Annotated in this window: 15 protein-coding genes; 8 read left to right on the forward strand and 7 right to left on the reverse strand. The window is 63.2% G+C overall.

Annotation, left to right across the window (positions count from 1 at the left end):
• Window positions 1-22: 22 nt before the first annotated feature.
• The 5 genes from AB5I84_RS02090 to AB5I84_RS02110 form a co-directional block, all read right to left on the reverse strand.
• Window positions 23-409 carry an MAPEG family protein gene (locus tag AB5I84_RS02090; protein WP_369454172.1) on the reverse strand — a complete coding sequence of 129 codons (387 nt, stop codon included), beginning with the start codon at window positions 407-409 and terminating at the stop codon, window positions 23-25.
• A gap of 120 nt (window positions 410-529) precedes the next feature.
• Window positions 530-2,380 (reverse strand): dihydroxy-acid dehydratase, encoded by a 1,851-nt coding sequence (gene ilvD, locus AB5I84_RS02095; RefSeq protein ID WP_369454173.1) that lies wholly within the window; start codon window positions 2,378-2,380, stop codon window positions 530-532.
• A gap of 376 nt (window positions 2,381-2,756) precedes the next feature.
• Complete coding sequence (gene argA, locus AB5I84_RS02100; RefSeq protein WP_369454174.1) at window positions 2,757-4,082, reverse strand: amino-acid N-acetyltransferase; 1,326 nt, start codon at window positions 4,080-4,082, stop codon at window positions 2,757-2,759.
• Between the two features lie 80 nt (window positions 4,083-4,162).
• On the reverse strand, window positions 4,163-5,431 hold the full coding sequence (locus tag AB5I84_RS02105) for an inorganic phosphate transporter (protein WP_369454175.1): 1,269 nt from the start codon (window positions 5,429-5,431) through the stop codon (window positions 4,163-4,165).
• Between the two features lie 10 nt (window positions 5,432-5,441).
• Window positions 5,442-6,122, reverse strand: a complete 681-nt coding sequence (locus AB5I84_RS02110) for a TIGR00153 family protein (RefSeq protein WP_369454176.1) — start codon at window positions 6,120-6,122, stop codon at window positions 5,442-5,444.
• A gap of 179 nt (window positions 6,123-6,301) precedes the next feature.
• Between AB5I84_RS02110 and glnE the strand changes: the two genes are divergently transcribed.
• The 8 genes from glnE (at window position 6,302) to AB5I84_RS02150 (ending at window position 16,172) form a co-directional block, all read left to right on the forward strand.
• Entirely contained in the window at window positions 6,302-9,202 is a 2,901-nt protein-coding gene (glnE, locus tag AB5I84_RS02115; protein WP_369454177.1) for a bifunctional [glutamate--ammonia ligase]-adenylyl-L-tyrosine phosphorylase/[glutamate--ammonia-ligase] adenylyltransferase, read from the forward strand.
• A gap of 69 nt (window positions 9,203-9,271) precedes the next feature.
• Window positions 9,272-10,198 (forward strand): branched-chain amino acid transaminase, encoded by a 927-nt coding sequence (locus AB5I84_RS02120; protein ID WP_369454178.1) that lies wholly within the window; start codon window positions 9,272-9,274, stop codon window positions 10,196-10,198.
• A 55-nt stretch (window positions 10,199-10,253) separates the two neighbouring features.
• Complete coding sequence (gene waaF, locus AB5I84_RS02125) at window positions 10,254-11,291, forward strand: lipopolysaccharide heptosyltransferase II (RefSeq protein ID WP_369454179.1); 1,038 nt, start codon at window positions 10,254-10,256, stop codon at window positions 11,289-11,291.
• Window positions 11,288-12,313 carry a lipopolysaccharide heptosyltransferase I gene (waaC, locus tag AB5I84_RS02130; RefSeq protein WP_369454180.1) on the forward strand — a complete coding sequence of 342 codons (1,026 nt, stop codon included), beginning with the start codon at window positions 11,288-11,290 and terminating at the stop codon, window positions 12,311-12,313. Before waaF ends, waaC begins: the two co-directional genes overlap by 4 nt.
• Window positions 12,310-13,383 carry a glycosyltransferase family 4 protein gene (locus AB5I84_RS02135; protein WP_369454181.1) on the forward strand — a complete coding sequence of 358 codons (1,074 nt, stop codon included), beginning with the start codon at window positions 12,310-12,312 and terminating at the stop codon, window positions 13,381-13,383. The genes waaC and AB5I84_RS02135 overlap by 4 nt, the downstream gene beginning before the upstream one ends.
• Window positions 13,380-14,234: a lipopolysaccharide core heptose(I) kinase RfaP gene (gene rfaP / locus AB5I84_RS02140; RefSeq protein ID WP_369454182.1), complete on the forward strand. Its 855-nt coding sequence runs from the start codon at window positions 13,380-13,382 to the stop codon at window positions 14,232-14,234. The genes AB5I84_RS02135 and rfaP overlap by 4 nt, the downstream gene beginning before the upstream one ends.
• An 11-nt stretch (window positions 14,235-14,245) precedes the next feature.
• Window positions 14,246-14,947 (forward strand): lipopolysaccharide kinase InaA family protein, encoded by a 702-nt coding sequence (locus AB5I84_RS02145; protein ID WP_369454183.1) that lies wholly within the window; start codon window positions 14,246-14,248, stop codon window positions 14,945-14,947.
• Between the two features lie 73 nt (window positions 14,948-15,020).
• Entirely contained in the window at window positions 15,021-16,172 is a 1,152-nt protein-coding gene (locus AB5I84_RS02150; RefSeq protein WP_369454184.1) for a capsular polysaccharide export protein, LipB/KpsS family, read from the forward strand.
• A gap of 9 nt (window positions 16,173-16,181) precedes the next feature.
• On the opposite strand, the gene AB5I84_RS02155 is transcribed toward AB5I84_RS02150, so the two are convergent.
• Together AB5I84_RS02155 and alaC are read right to left on the reverse strand one after the other, a co-directional pair.
• The gene (locus tag AB5I84_RS02155; protein ID WP_369454185.1) at window positions 16,182-17,882 is read right to left on the reverse strand and encodes an LTA synthase family protein; all 1,701 of its coding nucleotides are present in this window, start codon (window positions 17,880-17,882) and stop codon (window positions 16,182-16,184) included.
• 279 nt (window positions 17,883-18,161) lie between these two features.
• Window positions 18,162-19,388 carry an alanine transaminase gene (gene alaC, locus AB5I84_RS02160; protein ID WP_369454186.1) on the reverse strand — a complete coding sequence of 409 codons (1,227 nt, stop codon included), beginning with the start codon at window positions 19,386-19,388 and terminating at the stop codon, window positions 18,162-18,164.
• Window positions 19,389-19,490 lie beyond the last annotated feature (102 nt).

Below are 19,490 nucleotides of genomic sequence, written 5' to 3' on the forward strand. Positions count from 1 at the left end.
GCTGACGACCGCCCCGGCTGCCTCAGCCCGCGCTCATCACGAACAGCGCGACGATGATGGCAACGCCAACGAACCACACCAGCGACCGCAGAATGGCCAGGTCGGCGATGTAGCAGAGGCCGTACACCAGACGGCTGATCACGAACGCCACCGCCAGTTGGTCCAGCGTCGGCTGGGCGATCTGACCGATGGTGTGTGCCACCAGCACCGCCGCCAAGAACGCGGGGGTGATTTCAAAGCTGTTTTGCTGCGCCCAGTTGGCGCGTTGGCGGGACCCTTGCAGGGTCTGCAGGAACTCGCGCGGGTTGTGGTTTTGTTTGGGACCAAAATCGCCGCGGAACTTGGCAAAGAACGTGAACAGGTACGGCAGCAAGATGGCTGCAAGCATCGCCCAATATGCTGTGGTCATGGGACCTCCTGGAATGTTGTTGTGGGTGGAGCGTTGCCAAGAGTGCCATGGCTGGCAGGCTGACGGCAGCCGCCGAAAGCATGAAACCCCACCGGCGCTTGGCCGGTGGGGAAGCGGGGCTTACTTGATGCCGATCTGGGACAGGTCACGCACTGCGCCACGGTCGGCGCTGGTGGCCAGTGCCGCGTAGGCTTTCAGTGCGGTGGACACTTGGCGGGTGCGCATTTCGCGCGGTTTCCACGCCAAGCCGCCACGGGCCTCCATCTGTGCACGGCGGGCGGCCAGCTCTTCGTCGGACACCTCCAGCCGGATGATGCGCTGGGGAATATCGATGTGGAGGGTGTCGCCCTCGTTCACCAGCGCGATGGCACCGCCTTCGGCGGCTTCCGGCGAGGCGTGGCCGATCGACAGGCCGGAGGTGCCGCCGGAGAAGCGACCGTCGGTGAGCAGCGCACAGGCTTTGCCCAGGCCCTTGGATTTCAGGTAGCTGGTCGGGTACAGCATCTCCTGCATGCCCGGGCCGCCTTTCGGGCCTTCATAGCGGATCACCACCACGTCGCCGGCGACGATCTGGTCGCCGAGGATGGCGCGCACCGCGGAATCCTGGCTCTCGAACACCCGCGCGCGACCGGTGAACACCAAAATGGAGTCATCCACCCCGGCGGTTTTCACGATGCAGCCGCGCTCGGCGATGTTGCCGAACAGCACTGCCAGACCACCGTCTTGGCTGTAGGCGTGCTCTTTGCTGCGGATGCAGCCGTTGGCGCGGTCGTTGTCCAGCGACGGCCAACGGGTGTCCTGACTGAACGCGGTCTGGGTCGGGATGCCGGCCGGGCCGGCGCTGAACATGTGCAGCACCGCTTCATCCTTGGTGCGCATGATGTCGTACTTTTCCAGTGCGTCGGCCATGGTCGGGCTGTGCACGGTGAAGGTATCGCGGTTGAGCAGGCCAGCGCGGTCCAGCTCACCGAGGATGCCCATCACGCCGCCGGCGCGGTGGACATCTTCCATGTGGTAGAGCTGGGTAGCGGGCGCAACCTTGGACAGGCACGGCACCTTGCGGGACAAGCGGTCGATGTCCTGCATGGTGAAATCAACGTTGCCTTCCTGCGCGGCAGCCAGCAGGTGCAGCACGGTATTGGTGGAACCGCCCATGGCGATGTCCAGCGCCATGGCGTTCTCGAACGCGGCAAAACTGGCCACGTTGCGCGGCAGCACCGAGGTGTCGTCCTGCTCGTAGTAGCGGCGCGCCAGCGTCACTACCAGGCGGCCGGCTTCCAGGAACAGCTCGCGGCGGTCGGCGTGGGTGGCCAGCAGTGAGCCGTTGCCCGGCAGCGCCAGACCCAGCGCTTCGGTGAGGCAGTTCATGGAGTTGGCGGTAAACATGCCGGAGCAGCTGCCACAGGTGGGGCAGGCGCTGCGCTCGATTTCGGCCACGGTCTCGTCGTCGACGCTGTCGTCGGCGGCCATCACCATGGCGTCGACCAGGTCCAGCTTGGTGTCGCCGAGGCGGGTCTTGCCGGCTTCCATCGGACCACCGGAAACGAACACCACCGGGATGTTCAGGCGCATGGCAGCCATCAGCATGCCGGGGGTGATTTTGTCGCAGTTGGAAATGCAGACGATGGCATCAGCGCAGTGGGCGTTGACCATGTACTCCACCGAGTCGGCAATGATGTCGCGGCTCGGCAGCGAGTACAGCATGCCGTCGTGGCCCATGGCGATGCCGTCGTCCACGGCGATGGTGTTGAATTCCTTGGCGACGCCGCCGGCGGCTTCGATTTCCCGCGCCACCAGTTGGCCCATGTCCTTCAGGTGCACGTGGCCGGGCACGAACTGGGTGAAGGAGTTGGCAATGGCGATGATCGGCTTGCTGAAGTCATCGTCCTTCATGCCGGTGGCGCGCCACAGGGCACGCGCGCCAGCCATGTTGCGACCGTGGGTAGAGGTGCGGGAGCGGTACTCAGGCATGTCAATTCTCGTCTGCGTTGCGGGTCCGGGAAGCCGGCGGGAAACCGCGATTGTAGCGCAGGATGGCTGCGGTCTGTAGCGACGGTGCGGCGGTGACACAACGGGCACAGCCGCGCTGCGGCTTGGTGGCTTGAGGTGGGGGTGGACGTTACGGGTGGCGGCGTCTGCGGCCTGAGTAGGGCGGGCACCGAAACAGAGGGGTCGGGTGGCCGAGGGCGCCGACGGAAAAGACCGGTCTGGCTTGGCGCACGCCGGGAACGGACAGGTGCTGCGGTGAAGGCGCGCTAGCCTTCGGGGGTGAAGACTGGCGCGCACCCTGAAAAAAACGGCGGCTCCGGCCACGCCGGTCCGCCGTTTTTTGTCAGCCAAGCACGGCTTACAGTGGCTTGGCGAACACCTTGGAATTGCGCTGGTAGTTGTACAGGCTCTTGCGCTCGCCCGGCAGCGCGTCCACGTCGATCGGCTCGAAGCCCTGTTCCTGGAACCAGTGCATGGCCTGGGTGGACAGCACATAGAGCGTGCGCATGCCTTGGGCGCGGGCGCGTTTTTCCAGATGGCCGAGCAGCTTGGCGCCGCGGCCACCGCCACGGTAGTCCGGGTGCACAGCGAAGCAGGCCACTTCACCGCTGCGGCCGTCCTCCAGCGGATAGAGGGCGGCGCAGGCCACCACCATGCCGTCCCGTTCGGCGATGGTGAACCGTTTGATCTCGGCTTCCAGTCGCTCGCGGGAGCGGCGCACCAGCACCCCGGCTTGCTCCAACGGCGCGATCAGTTCGAGGATGCCGCCGACGTCCTCGATGTAGGCATTGCGCAGCGTCTCGTAGCTTTCGTTGGTGACCATCGTGCCGTGGCCGTCGCGGGTGAACAGCTCACGCAGCAGCGCGCCGTCCTCGCGGAAATCCAGCACATGGGCACGCGCCACGCCGTTGCTGGCCGCATGGCAGGCGGCGGTCAGTTGACGCTCGGTGTCGGCGTCCTGCACCACTTCCTTGGCCAGCAACTGGCCGGCTTCCTGCGGGGTGATCTCGCGCACCAATTGCTGGTTGGCGTCCAACACCGGCGCAGTGCCGAGGTAGATGATCTTGTCCGCTTTCAGCGCGATGGCGGCCGTGGACGCCACTTCCTCGGAATTCATGTTGAACAGCTCGCCGGTGGGCGAGCAGCCGATCGGCGACAGCAGCACCAGATTGCCGGCGTCCAGCTGGCGGCGGATGGCGTCCACCTGCACCCGGCGCACTTCGCCGGTGTGCTGGTAATCGAAGCCGTCGCGCACGCCCACCGGTTTGGCGATGACGAAGTTGCCGGACACCACCTGCAGGCTGGCGTTGTACATCGGCGAATTGGCCAGCCCCATGGAGAACAGCCCTTCGATGCGCAGGCGGATGTTGCCCACCGCATCCAACGCCGCCGCCAGCGCCGCCGCATCGGTGATGCGGGTATGGCGCTCGAAGCGGGTGTAGATGTTCTGGGCGGTCAGCCGCGCACTGATCTGCGGGCGCGCGCCGTGGACCAGCACCAGTCGCACGCCAAGCGTATTGAGCAACGCCAGGTCATGGACGATGTGCTGGATGCTGCCGGACTCGATGGCTTCACCGGCGATCATCACCACAAAGGTGCGGCCGCGGTGAGCGTTGATGTACGGCGTCGAGTTGCGGAACCAGGTGACGTAATCCTGGGCCGGGTCCCGGGGCGGGGTGGTCATGGTGCGGGCCTGCGCGGTGAGACGGATGGCGGCCAGTATAGTGCACGCCGGCCCCGCAGTGCAGGGCCGGCGTGGGGGGATCACACGCCGAAGGCGGCAGTGATGATGTAGAAGAACAGGATCGACAGGCCGGCGCCGGCCGGCAGCGTCACGATCCAGGAGGTGAAGATGGTGCTGATCACGCTCAGGTTCAGGGCGCTGATGCCACGCGCCATGCCGACGCCGAGCACCGCACCGACCAGCGCGTGGGTGGTGGAGATCGGCAGGCCGATGCCGGAGGCAATCACCACCGTGGAGGCGGCGCCCAGCTCGGCGGCGAAGCCACGGCTGGGGGTCAGTTCGGTGATGCGGGTGCCGATGGTGCGCATCACTTTCACGCCCAACGTGGCCAGGCCGACGACGATGCCGGTGGCACCCAGCAGCAGGATCCAGTTGGGCACCGCGGTGTTGGCACCGATGCCCTCGCCAGACGCCAGCACGCCGTAGATCGCTGCCAGCGGGCCGACCGCATTGGCGACGTCGTTGGAGCCGTGGGCGAAGGCCATGGCGCAGGCGGTGAAGATCATCAGGATGGCGAAGATTTTTTCCACCCCGGCAAAGCGTGAGCGCTGGCCGGTGGGCGCCGGTGCTTCGATGCGGCGCAGCAGCAGGGCGCCGATGCCGGCAATCATCAGGCCGGCCAGCACCGAGGCGCCGAGGCTGCCGCCGGTGCTGAGGTTCAGGCCGAGGTGCTTGAGTCCCTTGGTGAAGGTCATCATGGCGACCATGAAGCCGGTCAGGAACATGTACACCGGCACGATGCGCTGGGCGCGCTGGAATGGATTCGGCTGGCTGAGGATCAGCTTCTGCACGCTGCGGAACAGCAGGAACGCCACCACCCCGGAAAACAGCGGTGAGATGATCCAGCTGGCCACAATGCCGCTCATCTTGCCCCACTGCACCACCTCGAAGCCGATGCCGACGGTGGCGAAGCCGACGATGGCGCCGACGATGGAATGGGTGGTGGACACCGGCCAGCCAAACGCCGAGGCAATCGCCAGCCACACGCCGGCGGCCAGCAGCGACGCCATCATGCCGAACACCAACAAGTCTGGAGACTGCTCCAGCACGCTGTTTTCTAGGATGCCGGAACGGATGGTCTCGGTGACGGAGCCGCCGGCCAGGTAGGCGCCGGCGGCTTCAAAGAAGATGGCGATCAGGATCGCGCGTTTGACGGTCAGGGCGCGGCTGCCCACTGACGTACCCATGGCATTGGCGACGTCGTTGGCGCCGATGCCCCAGGCCATCAGGAAGCCGAAAGCGCATGCGAGCACCAAAATGGTGCTGCTGTTGGCAATGATGATGTCCACGGGCTGCTCCTCAGCTGGCGACGATGCGGTGCAGCTGACCGCCTACTTTCTGTGCGCGGTCGGCGAGTTCGCCCACCCAGTCGATGATCTTGTAGAGAAACATCACGTCCACCGGCGGCAGCTCGCGTTCCAGGCGGAACAACACGGCGCGGATTTGCACCTGCTGGCGGTCGGTTTCCCGTTCGATGTCGTCGAGCACTTCGATCAGCTCTTCCATCATGCGGATTTCCGGGTTGCCGAACCCGGTTTCCAGCAGTTCGTCGAGCTCATTGATGGCCTTGAGGGCTTGTGCGGAGGTGTCGATGGCGCGCGCCACGTAGGCGTTCATCAGGTCGGCCAGCTCCGGCGGCAGGGTCATGCGGCGGCCGAGCATCAGACCGGCGATATCCTTGGCTTTGTTGGCCACCCGATCCTGGGTGGAGATCAGTTCCAGCAAGTCGGTGCGAGGCATCGGCAGGAACAGACTGTTGGGGAGATTCAGGCGGAATTGCTTCTTGAGTGTGTCGGCGAGGTTTTCCAGCTTGGCGATTTCTGCCTGCAGCTGCGCGCCTTGATCCCAGTCGTTGTCGATGGCGGCCTGGAAAAAGTCACTCAGCTTGGCGACACACTGTTGCACTATGTCGTAGTGCTTTTGCAGTGGCTTGATCGGTGAGCGACCGAACAGACCGGCGATAGAGCTACCCAGGGACATGTCTGGATCTCCGTTTATTCGGGGCGTCTGGCTAGGGGCGCGAGTATAGGGCCGGTGGGCGAATATTTCACTATTGTGATCGGAGTCCGCTATGGCACTGTCCAATCCCGCACCGGCGCTGGCTTTCAGCGTCATGGCGGGGGCTGGCATTGGCGTCAGCGCAGGCAGAGAATGGCGCCATGCACAATCCTGACTTTTCCATCTTTCCCGACTTCCTGGTGCCGCCGCTGCAGCACCAGTGGACCCGCTTTGTGGAAGCCGGCGGCAGTGTGCCGGCGCCGCTGGCGGCGGACTTGCCGCGAGTCTGGGCCGGATCGGACTACGTCTCCGAACGCCTGATCCGCACCCCGGAGCTGGTCCAGTGGCTGGCAGCACCGGGCGTGCTCGACACCTTGCTCAGCGAGCCGGCCCTGCGCAGCGACGTCATGCAGGCGCTGGCGGAGTGCGACGACGACTACAGTCTGATGGCGGCCCTGCGCCAGCTGCGCCATCGCCACATGGTGCGCATCATCTGGCGCGACCTGGCCGGCATCGGCGATTACCACACCACGGTGGCCGACCTGTCGGTGCTGGCAGATGTGCTGATCGACTGCGCGCTGGAGTACCTCTACCAGCGCGCCTGCGCCAAGGAAGGCACCCCGCGCGGCCCGGATGGCCGGCCGGTGAAGCTGGTGGCGTTCGCCATGGGCAAACTCGGCGCCCGCGAACTGAACCTGTCCTCCGACATCGACCTGATCTTCGGCTACGAATTTGAAGGTGAGCTGGAAAATCACCGCAAGGGCATGACCCACCACCAGTTTTTCGTGCGGCTCGGCCAGCAGCTGATCAAAGTGCTCGACCACAACGCCGCCGACGGCTTTGTGTTCCGGGTCGACATGCGGCTGCGGCCCTGGGGCAGCGCCGGTGCTTTGGTGGCCGGGTTTGACGCCATGGAGTCCTACTACGAAGAACAGGGCCGCGAGTGGGAGCGTTACGCGCTGATCAAGATCCGGCCGGTGGGCGGCGATCTGACCGCCGGCCGGCGCATGGTGGCACGGCTGCGGCCGTTCATTTATCGGCGCTATATCGACTTCGGTGCATTCGGCTCGCTGCGTGAAATGAAGCAGCTGATTGAGCGCGAAGTGCGCCGGCAGGGCATCGAAAACGACGTCAAGCTGGGCGCCGGTGGCATCCGCGAAGTGGAATTCACGGTGCAGGCGTTCCAGCTGATCCGGGGCGGCCAACTGCCGCAACTGCGCGAGGCCAACCTGCTGCGGGTGCTGCCGCTGTTGGTGGATGAAGAGCTGCTGCCGGTGGAGGTGGCCGAGGAGCTGCGCGAGGCCTATATCTTCCTGCGCAACGTCGAACACCGCCTGCAGGCGGTGGCTGACCGCCAGACCCAGCGGCTGCCGGACACCGACGAAGACTGGCAGCGGTTGTCGTTGTCGATGTCGTTCACCTCGCTGGAACGGTTCCAGCGGACCTTGGATCGCCACCGCCAGCGAGTGCGTTACCACTTCGACCAAGTGATCGCCCACCACACCCAGGAAGCGCGGGCCGTGGAGCAGGGCAGCAAAGAGTTGCGCGACCTGTGGCTGGGGCGCATGAGCGATGCCGGCGCGGTGGCGGTGCTGGCCGGCCTCGGCATCGAAAAGCCAGACGAGGTGTTGGCGTTGATGCAGGCGTTCCGCGACCAGCGCTCGGTGAGCTGCATGCAGGACATCGGCCGCGATCGTCTCAACCGCTTGATGCCGCGCCTGCTGGAAAACCTTGGTTATCAGCACGGCGGCCCGGTCACCGCCCGCCGACTGTTCGATTTCCTCGAAGCGGTGCTGCGGCGCAGTGCCTATATTGCGCTGCTGGTGGAAAACCCGGTGGCGCTGACGCAGCTGGTGAAACTGTCGGCCAGCAGCGTGCTGATTGCCGAGCAGCTCACCCGTCACCCGGTGTTGCTGGACGAGTTGCTGGATGTCAGCACGCTGTACTCGCCGCCGCAGATGAGCGAGCTGGAAGACGAGCTGATCCAACAGTTGTTGCGGGTGCCGGAAGAAGACCTGGAACAACAGATGGAAGTGCTGCGCCACTTCAAGCAGGCGCACTTGTTGCGGGTGGCGGCCTGCGAGGTCACCGAGCGGCTGCCGCTGATGAAGGTCAGTGACTACCTCACCTGGCTGGCCGAAGCGGTGCTCAACCAAGTGGTGATGCTGGCTTGGAAGCCGATGGTGGAGCGCCACGGCACGCCCTATCGAGAGGACGGCCTGCCGTGTGCGCCGGACTTCATCATCGTCGGCTACGGCAAACTCGGCGGCATCGAGCTGAGCTACAACTCTGACCTCGACATTGTGTTCCTGCACGATGCCGCTGCCAGCGGCAGCACCGACGGCGACAAGCCGATCTCCAACGAGCAGTTCTTCGCCCGACTCGGCCAGCGCATCATCCACCTGCTCACCGCCCGCACCATGAGCGGGCCGCTGTACGAGGTGGATTTGCGGCTGCGGCCGTCCGGCGCCTCCGGCTTGCTGGTGAGTTCACTGGTGGCGTTCGAGCGTTACCAATTGCAACAGGCGTGGAGCTGGGAGCACCAGGCGCTGGTGCGCGCGCGGGTGGTGGGCGGCTGCCGCCAGACCACCCGGCGCTTCGAAACGGTACGTCATCGGGTGCTGTGCCAACCGCGCGACAGCGCGGCGCTGTGCGCCGAAGTGCTCGACATGCGCGACCGCATGGTGGCGCACTTGAGCACCCCCACGGCGCCCGGCCGCTTCGACTTGAAGTACGGTGCCGGTGGTATCGTCGACATTGAATTTATGGTGCAATACGGCGTCCTGCGATGGGCGGCAGAGTACGGCGAGCTTACCCGCTACACCGACAATATCCGCTTGCTGGAAACCCTGGCGATGCTGGAGTTGATGCCCGCCCGGGATGCCGGCCTGCTGCGCGAAGCCTACCTGGCCTACCGTGCCGCGGCCCACCGAATGGCACTTCGCAACGAACATCCCGAGGTCGACGCTGACGCCTACGCCGAATTGCGCGAAGGGGTGCGGGCGATCTGGGCCAAATGGTTTCAGCCCGGTGCTGCCGTGGCCGCGCCGGGCACGCTATGACATCCCGCTGCCCCTGGCGTGAGCCAGCAGCAGCGCGGGTTATGAAGACGAATCTGGGAGAGTGTCGCCATGTCCATGGCAGATCGTGATGGCTTTATCTGGTTTGACGGTGAACTGGTGCCCTGGCGTGATGCCCGGGTGCACGTGCTGACCCACACCCTGCACTACGGCACCGGCGTCTTCGAAGGCGTGCGCGCCTACGAAACCGCCGACGGCCCGGCGATCTTCAAAATGAAGGAGCACACCGACCGGTTGTTCCGTTCTGCGCACATCATGCAGATGAAGATCCCGTTCACCAAAGAACAGATCAACGCCGGCCATCTGGAAGCGATCCGCGCCAACAACCTGCCCAGCGCCTACCTGCGCCCGATGGTGTTCTTCGGGTCCGAAGCCATGGGTCTGCGTGCTGCCAACCTGCAAGTCCACGTGATCGTGGCTGCGTGGGAATGGCCGGCCTACATGTCGCCGGAAGCGCTGGAACTGGGCATCAAGGTACGCACCAGCTCCTACAACCGCCACCACGTGAACATCGCCATGACCAAGGCGAAGACCAACGGCGGTTACACCAACTCCATGCTGGCGCTGAACGAAGCGCTGGCCTGCGGGGCGGATGAAGCGCTGCTGCTGGATACCGAAGGCTATGTGTCGGAAGGCTCCGGCGAAAACTTCTTCATGATCCGCGAAGGCAAGCTCTACACCCCGGAACTGACCTCCTGCCTGGACGGCATCACCCGCCGCACCATCATGCAGCTGGCCAAGGACGATCTGGGTCTGGAAGTGATCGAAAAACGCATCACCCGTGACGAAGTCTACGTGGCCGACGAAGCCTTCTTCACCGGCACCGCGGCGGAAGTGACGCCGATCCGTGAACTCGATAACCGGGCCATCGGCGAAGGCCGCCGCGGTCCGATCACCGAGCAGCTGCAGAGCCTGTACTTCCAGGTGGTGTGCGGCGAGCAGCCCAAGTACGCCGACTGGCTGACACTGGCCCGGTGAGTTCCCTTGCCCGCGCGGTGCGCCGCGCGGGTTTCTGCTGCCGAGGAAAGGCACCATGGTGAAGGCCGCCCGCCGCGTGCTCGTTGTCGGCCCGTCTTGGGTGGGCGACATGGTCATGGCCCAGACCCTGTTTGCCGAGTTGCGCCGCCAGGACCCGCAGGTGCTGATCGACGTGCTGGCGCCGGATTGGTGCCGGCCGCTGCTGGCGCGCATGCCGGAAGTGCGCAGCGCGCTGTCGCTGCCGTTCGGTCACGGTGAACTGCGGCTCGGTGAGCGGCGCTCGCTGGGGCGCCAGTTCCGCGGTCATTACGACCAAGCCATCGTGCTGCCCAACTCGCTCAAATCCGCCTTGCTGCCCTACTGGACCGCGACGCCGGTACGTACCGGCTGGCGCGGTGAGCTGCGCTACGGCCTGCTCAACGACGTGCGGGTGCTGGACCCGCAGCGCTACCCGCTGATGGTGCAGCGCTTTGTGGCGCTGGGCCGGCCGGCGCAGGCGCCGGTGCCGGCGCGCGACGAGATCATCGCCCCGGCCTTGCGGGTGGACATGAACCAGGTGGAGCAGACGCTCGCCAACCTCGGTCTCAACCGTGCGCTGCCGGTGCTCGCGCTGTGCCCCGGCGCCGAGTTCGGCCCGGCCAAGCGCTGGCCGGAAGACCATTACGCGGAAGTGGCCCGCCACCAGCTCGAACAGGGTTGGCAGGTGTGGATCTTCGGCTCCGCCAAGGACCGCGAGGTGGCCGAGCAGATCCGTGACCTGATCCCGGAAAAACTGCGCTGGCGGCTGCACATCCTTGCCGGTGACACCACCCTCAACGAAGCCGTGGACCTGCTGTCGGAAGCCCGCGCGGTGGTCAGCAACGACTCCGGCCTGATGCACATCGCTGCCGCCCTGCACCGGCCGTTGGTGGCGGTGTACGGCTCCACCTCACCGGACTTCACGCCGCCGCTGCACGACCAGGTGGCCATCGTTCGCCTTGGTCTCGACTGCAGCCCTTGCTTCAAACGCGAATGCCCGCTCGGCCACCTCGACTGCCTGCGCCAACTGCCCGCCAGCCGGGTGCTTGAAGCGCTGGAGCAGGTGCTGGCGTGAGCCGAGTGTTGCTGGTCAAAACCTCCTCCATGGGGGATGTCATCCATACCTTGCCGGCGCTCACCGATGCGTTGCAGGCCGACCCCGGTCTGCGCATCGACTGGGTGGTGGAAAGTGCCTTCGCTGACCTGCCGGCGCGCCATCCGGCGGTGGCCGAGGTGATTCCCTGTGCGCTGCGCCGTTGGCGCAAACACCCGATCCAAGCGCGCCGCAGCGGTGAGTGGGCGGCGTTCCGTGCGCGGCTCCACGGCGACTACGATGCGGTCATCGATGCCCAAGGCTTGATCAAAAGCGCGTTCGTCACCGCCCGCACCGGCCATCCGCGCTTTGGCTTCGACCGCCACAGTGCCCGCGAGCCGTTGTCCGCCTGGGTGCTGGACCGGCCGCTGGCGGTGGCCCGTGGCCAGCACGCGGTGCTGCGCCAGCGGCAGCTGTTTGCTCAGGCCCTCGGCTACCCCCTGCCGGACAGTGCGCCGGACTACGGCCTGCCGCGTTCCCAGCCGCCGCGCCCGCTGAGCCAGCCGGGCCAGCTGGTGTTCTGCCACGGCACCACCTGGACCACCAAGCATTATCCGGAGCCGTTCTGGCGGGCGCTGGCGGAGCGCGCCAGCGCCGAAGGCCACCAACTGTTCCTGCCGTGGGGCAATGAAGTGGAGCAAGCCCGCGCTGCCCGCATCGCCGCCGGCTTGCCGCGTGTGGAAGTGCTGCCGGCCATGAGCCTGACGGCGCTCACCGATGCGTTTCTGGGTTGGGATGCATTCATCGCGGTGGACACCGGGCTGGCGCATTTGGCCGCCGCCTGCGGCTTGGCCGGCATCGGCCTGTACGGCCCCACCGACCCGGCGCTCACCGGCGTGCTCGGCGCCCGCGCGGTGTCGATGGCCGCCGACTTCCCCTGTGCGCCCTGCGTGCAGGAACGTTGCCAGTACCGGGGCAACCAAGGCGCCGGCGTCGAACCGCCGTGCTTCAGCCGTTTGGACCCGCACACCGTGTGGACCCGCTTGCAGGAGGTGGCGCAATGAATCTGGCGTTCGCACTGTTTGAATACTTTCCCTACGGCGGCCTGCAGCGGGACATGTTCGCCATGGCCGAGGAAGCGCTGGCACGCGGCCATCAGGTGACGCTGTTCACCCGCCAGTGGCAGGGGCCGGTGCCGGACGGCGCCGAGCTGCGGCCGCTGCCGGTGACCGGTGCCAGCAACCACGCCCGCGATGCGGCGTTTGCCGCCGCCGTGGCCCGCCAATGGCAGGGTTTCGACCGCCGTGTCGGTTTCAACAAAATGCCCGGGCTGGACTGGTACTACGCCGCCGACGGTTGTCTGGCTGCGCGCTATCGCGGGTTGAAGACGCTGCTGCCGCGCTACCGCAACAAGCTGGCCATGGAGCGCAGCGTGTTCGATAGCGCCGCCCACACCCGCATCCTGTCGATTTCGCCGCCGCAGCGGGCGCTCTATCAGCACCACTACGGCACCGCTGATGGACGTTTTGTCGACCTGCCGCCGGGTATTCGCCGCGATCGCGGTCAGCCTGATGATGTGCTGGCCCGTCGCGCAGCGCTGCGCCAGCAACTGGGTTTGGATGAGCGCACCCCGGTGCTGCTGTTCGTGGGTTCTGGTTTTCGCACTAAGGGCCTCGACCGTGCCATCGGCGCGTTGACGCAGCTGCCGGAAGCGCATTTCTATGTGGTGGGCGCCGATCGTCCGGACCGTTATCGCCGCCAGGCGGCCAAGCTCGGTGTCGCCGAGCGGGTGCATTTCATGGGTGGGCAGGACAACGTGCCGGATTGGCTGTTTGCCGCCGACGTGTTGCTGCATCCGGCCTATGCCGAAAACACTGGCACCGTACTGCTGGAAGCCGCCATTGCCGGTTTGCCGGTGCTGACCACCGAGGTGTGTGGTTACGCCCCCTACATTGAACAAGGCGCCATCGGCACCGTGCTCGGTGAGGCCGACGCCGCGGCGGTGGCTGCGGCCACTCGCAGGTTGCTGGCAGTGCCGCGTGAGCAATGGCGCGCCGCCGGTCGCCGCTTCGCCGCCGAAGCCGCGATCTACGATCTGGTGCCACGGGCGGTGGACGCCCTGGAGCAAGCATGAGCCTGTTTTTGCGTGACGATCTTGCCGCCCTGTGGCAAGGCGATGACCCATTCCAACGTGCCGCCCAGCAACCGGGCCAGGTCTACCGTGCCCGCGAGGGCCGGCGCACGTTGCAATTTGCCGCGGCGGACGGCCACAGTTATTTCCTCAAATACCACGGCGGCATCGGCTGGAAGGAAATCCTTAAGAACCTGAGCCAGTTCAAAGCACCGGTGCTGGGGGCAATGGCGGAAGTGCGCGCCATCCACGCGGTGGCGGCTGCCGGTCTGGACACCATGACGCTGGCCGGCTATGGCGAGCGCGGCAGCGATCCGGCCCGGCGCGAATCGTTCCTGGTCACCGATGATCTGGTCGATACCCTCAGCTTGGAGCAGGTCGGTGAAAGCTGGGTCGCTGCCGGTCACACGCCGTTGCTGTTCAAGCGCGCGCTGATCGCGCGGGTAGCCGCCATTAGCCGTACCCTGCACGGTGCTGGCATCAATCACCGCGATTATTACCTTGGCCATTTCCTGATGCCGGCTGCCGCGGTGGCCGCGGAGGATGCGCAGGCACCGCTTTATCTGATCGACCTGCACCGGGCCCAGGTGCGCGCCAAAGTGCCGGCGCGCTGGCGGGTCAAGGATCTGGGCGGGCTGTATTTCTCCAGCGCTCGCTATGGTTTGACGCGCCGGGATTTGTTGCGGTTTTTGAAGGTCTATACCGGCTTGCCGCTGCGCCAGGCATTGCGGCAGCACCGCTGGCTGCTGGCCGCCAGCCGCCGTGAGGCGGAGCGCGTCTACCAGCGCTACTTTGAACAACCGGCGGCGTTCCCGCTGCAGTATTGCGATGAACCGCCGGGCAAGGACTCCTGACAGGGCTGCACATGGATATCGATCTTTCTCGGACCCCCGCCGACGCTTACCGCGCCTGGCGCCAAGCGCTGCGTGATGACCAGCGCTCGCTGGTGGTGCGCCACCAGCACTGGCGTGGGCGGGTGCGCTGCGATCAGCAGACGGCACTGCAGGCGCTGCTCGAACACGGCTTGGATCGGGCAATGCAGGAAGGCGAGATCATCAAAATATGCGGCGTCACCTCGGTGACGCGGCTGCAATGGCAAGGTCAGGACTGGGTGCTGAAACGCTACAACACCCGCGGCGCCGGCCACTTCTTGCGTAAGCAACTGCGCCGCAGCCGCGCCCGCCGCACCTGGCAGGGCAGCGCCTGGTTGAACAGTATTGGCGTCGCCACCCCGGCGCCAGTGGCCTATCTAGAACAGCGCTGTTTCGGTCTACTCGGCAGCGCTTACTACATCTGCGACTTCGTCGCCGCGCCGACACTAATGTCACTGATCGGCGAGCCGGAGATGGTGCCAGCGGAACAGCAGGTGATGCGTTTCATCGACGCCATGGAGCACTACCGCTTCTGCCACGGCGACCTCAAAGCGAACAACTTTCTGTGGCAGGATCAACGCCTGTGCGTGCTGGATCTGGACGCCATGAAGCTGCAGCTGCCGGGCTGGTACGCCAAGGGCCGGATCGCTAAAGACCGGGCGCGCTGGGCGAAGAATTTTATCGAGCCCGCTTGAAAATAAGCGTTATAGATAACGGAGAAGACCCTGGGCGAGACGCTGGCGATGTCAGAAAAGTAAGGATCAGCCGATGAGCAACAGCAATTTACCGTGCACGATTTTCTATCCCCTAAGCAGCAGCCAAGATGCGTATTATCGCCGTCTGAAGCAGGAGCTGGGTATCAGAGGGATGAGGGTTTCCGCAAAGCGCCCGGGGTTGGTCAATCCGCTCCCTGGTCTTGTCTACATGATCAAGCGTCGCTCCGAATGGGGGGAGTGGCTTCGTTTCCATCTGGCAAAAGAGCGTGCCAATGGTCGACAGATCGGAGCTCTTCATCAATTTTTGCTGTTGTTGAGAGCGTCGTACAACCTTTCTGCTGTAATGCGCGCGCATCGAAAGTGCCATGCGGATGCGTTGATGTTCCACAACGGTGCCCATTACAAGCAAGGTATGGTTCTGAGTTGGGCTGCTAAGCAGGGGATCCAGCCAATTTACGTAGAGTTAGGGGTCCTGCCCAACACTATGGCGCTGGATGGCAGCGGTGTGAATTATCACAATAGCGTTCCTAGGGAGAGCGCCTTCTACCGCAGCTACGTACCGAGGGGTGAACGGATCAACTGCTCTTTGATGAAGCGGCCCCAGCGTCATCAGAGCATTGAAGAAAAGCCGGTGATGTTACCCGAAAAATATATTTTTGTACCCTTTCAGGTATATGACGACTCTCAGATCATCTCTCATTCGCCTTGGGTTCTGACCATGGAGTCGCTCAATCAAGTGTTGCTCCGGAATGTGCATCTACTTCCGCGAGGTTGGCACTTTGTGGTCAAGGAGCATCCAAGCTCAAAAATAAAATACCCTCATCTCCACGGCCTTGATTCCCGCATCGTATTTGCCAACCAGAACGACACTCAGCAGCTGATCGAGAATGCACAGCTGATAGTGACGGTCAACTCCTCGGTGGGAGTAGAGTCACTGTTGCTGGGCATGCCGGTAGTGACGTTAGGGCACGCTTTTTACAACATTGATGGGCTGGTGGGGCATGCGGCCAGTGAGTCTGCATTGCAGGCTTACTTATCCCGACCTGACTCGGTGCCGTCGGACCCATTATTAGCCCGCCAGTTCATCGCGTGGCTGCAGGAGTGTTATTTGGTGCCCGGCCGAGTGCGGAGCTGGGATGAAAACCACATTGAACGGGCTCGCCAGCGATTAATCGATATCATGTCTGGCTCGGTGCCAAACTGAACTGTGGAGCTAATTTTGAGTATCCGGCAAAGGCAGCCTTTCTTGGTAAGACATGAACCCAGATGAGTGGCTGAGGTCGACAAATTCCACCACTTTTTGCACGGAAAACGTAGGCTCTGCTGTCTCAGCAAGTAGGAAAACTTGGTCCGGTTGTAACAGGTCACTGGAGGATTTTCTGCAAACCAGTTCTGCTTGGGTTTGTTCTGCGGTGCAACTCCCCTCCTCTCGTGTACACACCAATGCTGGCGAGTAGCAGTGCTTCGATCCCTCTCGGTAACCGATTCCTGAACCTGCAAGGAAGATGGCTTTATCTCTACTGTCACCAGTCAAGAGCGATGAGCCGAGGAAGGCGGTCGGGACATTGATGTGTAACGCGTCCACCAGAGTAGGGGCGATGTCGACCTGGCTGGCGACACGCTCCATGAGGACATGGTCCCGATCAGGGAAGATAGCGACAAAAGGTACTCGGAAAAGCAGCTCATTGCGGATGAAAAGAGATGCTGGCGTGGAAGTGTCGTAAATTGGAACGCCATGATCGCCAGTAATGATCAGGATAGTGTTGTCTTTAAGTGGGCTATGCTGGAAATTGTCCCAGAACCGCCCTAGCGCGTAGTCCGTATATCTAATGCCATTGCGGTATTGGCTCATGATATCGTCGCTTATGGATGCGGAAGCGGCCCCGGGCCAGTCCGCTGCAGACCATTCCCAGGCAAACGGATAATGGTTAGACAGAGTCAGGATCTCTGCCATGAATGGGGCCTCAGTCTGTTCGAGCTGTCGGAAGGCATAGTCAAATACTGCAACATCGGAGACCCCCCAGCCCAGCTGCTCAGTGTCACGATTGGACTGTAAAATTTGCGCCCGGTCGTGTATTTCCAAAAAACCCATTTCCGATAGAAAGTGGGTGCGATCGAAAAAACTCTTGTCGTAGCCGTGGAACCACAGCGTTTCGTAGCCGGCGTTGGCAAGAATGCGGGGTAGGCAGTTGTTGATGATTGGCAATCCATAAGTGGAGAACGGCGCGCCCCGACTAAAGTCAGTTACACCGCAGAGGATTGACATCTCTGCTCGTGGCGTCTGGGTCGAGTTAGCATAGAAGTCGCTAATTACGATGCCTTGCTTGGCTATTCGATCTAGATTCGGAGTGTATTTTTTATCGCCATAAAACCCGGTTTCTGAAGCTCTAACACTCTCTAAAATAATGATGATTACATTCAGTGGTTGGCGGGAGTCGTCAATAGCTGGCGCAGGCAGTAACAGAGACTCTCTATCGGAAGGGGATTTGTATTGGGAGACAGCGTTCACGTGCAAGTCGGTCAGAGATCCTTTGCTTGCTAAAGAAGATCTGAGGAAACCCATTACAGGGTGCTGGTCGAGCACGTCCATCCCGGTCAATCGCTGACGGTGACCAACTTCGTATGCGGCGGAGCCCACAAGGAGCAGTGCAGCAATTGTGGAAAGAATTAGGCGGCCACGACGCTTAGCATCTGGGAAAAGGAGCAAGCTAGTGGCGGCGCCGGCAATCAGGGTAGAGCTGCCTAGAAAGGCTTGTGGAATGTGATTGAGAGCCGGTAGGGATTTTGCAGCCCTGAGGATATCCGAGCCGTAATGCAGGGAGCTGATGTTTAGCACATCGTTGTAGAAGTGAAAGTGCCACCAGTTGGCGGGAATCAGCCATACTGTTGCGGTCCACGGCAGCAATATCAGCATTCTTTTATAGGACCGGGGGACTGATAGGCAGAGAAGGAAGGTCCCCGCGAAAAAAAGAGTGATAGCAAGCGTGTCCATGCGCCCGGCAGCTGAGTATTTAGGTAGACCGGTCCAAGAGTAAGTATAGAAATATGCGCAAACGCCCAGAAGCAACAGCAAGGAGGCTGCTTGGCGCAACAGAGGGAGAGAAGTGGATCGGTGGGTCATTCTATCGCTTTATTCAAATTATTGCCCCGCTACTAGGGCGGGGAACAAGGATTGGTAAAAAGCAGCTGGGTATCAGGACGATTTGTCCGAGGCAGCCATCTTACGTGCATCCTTACGGAACATGGCTTTGATGCCACGTACCGCCTGGCGGATGCGGTCTTGGTTTTCGATCAGTGCAAAGCGCACATGGTCATCGCCGTATTCGCCGAAACCGACGCCCGGCGAAACACAGACCTTGGCTTCGGCCAGGAGTTTCTTCGAGAACTCTAACGAGCCCATGGCAGCGTAAGGTTCGGGGATGCGCGCCCACACGTACATCGACGCCTTCGGCACTTCGACCATCCAGCCGGCTTCATGCAGGCCCTTCACCAACACGTTGCGGCGCACGCGGTATTGCTCGGCGATGTCGCGCACACATTGTTGGTCACCTTCCAGCGCGGCAATGGCGGCCACTTGCAGCGGCGTGAAGGTGCCGTAGTCGTGGTAGCTCTTGATGCGCGCCAGCGCCGCCACCAGCTCCGGGTTGCCAACCATAAAACCGATCCGCCAGCCGGCCATGTTGTAGCTTTTCGACAGCGTGAAGAACTCCACGGCCACCTCTTTGGCGCGCGGTACCTGCATGATCGAGGGCGCTGTCCAGCCGTCATAGACGATGTCGGCGTAAGCCAGGTCGTGTACGACCAGTACGTCATACCGCAGCGCCAGATCAATCACCCGCTCGAAGAACTCCAGCTCCACACACTGAGAGGTGGGGTTCGACGGAAAGCCGAAGATCATCATCTTCGGCTTCGGAATACTTTCGCGGATCGCCCGCTCCAGCTCGGCGAAGAAGTCCACTCCCGGCACCAGCGGCACCGACCGTACCTGCGCGCCGGCGATCACGGCGCCATAGATGTGGATCGGGTAGCTGGGGTTCGGCACCAGCACCGTGTCGCCCTGGTCGAGGGTGGCTAGCATCAGGTGCGCCAGCCCTTCCTTGGAGCCGATCGACACAATCGCTTCGGTTTCCGGGTCGATGTCGACGTGGTAGCGGTCGCGATACCAATGGCTGATGGCACGGCGCAGGCGCGGAATGCCGCGCGAGGTGGAATAGCCGTGGGTGTCACCGCGTTGGGCAGTGGTGCACAGCTTGTCGACGATGTGCTGGGGCGTTGGGCCGTCTGGGTTGCCCATGCTGAAATCGATGATGTCTTCACCACGGCGGCGGGCCGCCATTTTCAGCTCAGCAGTGATGTTAAAGACGTACGGCGGCAAACGATCGATGCGCGCAAACCGGCGCGGAGTGCGGGATTCAGACATGGGATTCTCTTTACGTCAGCGCCCGGAACCGTCCGAGCGACGTGGACCAGCATGGCCCGGCGCCAACAATACGGCCCTGCGCAGAGAGTGTCGAGTCTCGTA

The sequence above is a fragment of the Alcanivorax sp. REN37 genome, assembly GCF_041102775.1.
GTDB classification, from domain to species: domain Bacteria; phylum Pseudomonadota; class Gammaproteobacteria; order Pseudomonadales; family Alcanivoracaceae; genus Isoalcanivorax; species Isoalcanivorax beigongshangi.